Source organism: Hyphomonas sp. UBA3601 (assembly GCF_002375605.1).
Classification (GTDB): Bacteria; Pseudomonadota; Alphaproteobacteria; order Caulobacterales; family Hyphomonadaceae; genus Hyphomonas.
This window is the reverse complement of record NZ_DFME01000002.1, coordinates 6,458-6,840: the sequence shown is the minus strand read 5'-3', so window position 1 is coordinate 6,840 and position 383 is coordinate 6,458. Positions and strand designations below refer to the sequence as shown.

At 64.5% G+C, this 383-nt stretch carries 1 protein-coding gene; it reads left to right on the top strand.

The genetic code is table 11. The features are described from left to right. On the top strand, positions 1-383 hold a 383-nt coding region (gspN, locus tag B4F73_RS00060), incomplete at both ends, for a type II secretion system protein N (RefSeq protein WP_290482219.1).

Here is a 383-nt window from a genome sequence, read left to right as displayed (position 1 = left end):
GGGTCGGTTTGGCATGGTCAGGTCACCGGCCTGTCATGGCGCGGCACGCCGCTCGGTGCGGTCAATCTCGATTCCGATGTTTTGCGTTTCGTGACAGGCGGCCCGTCGCATGACGTGTCGTGGAGCGGGCCGTTTGGCCAGGGGCGGGGCAGGATCAAGGCATCCGGATCGTCTGTTGTGGCGGAAGAAGTGTCCTTGAATATTCCGCTAACGGAGCAGGTTGGCGCCGATCCTGTTATTGCGCAGCTCGGCAGCAGCCTCCGACTCTCGAACGGCTCTGTGAAACTGTCTGGCGACCGGTGCGAGGCGGCGGCGGGGAATGTGACGAGCGATGTGGCCCGCCTTGCCGCAGCATCGTTTGGCCGGGACTGGCCCGTCCTCAG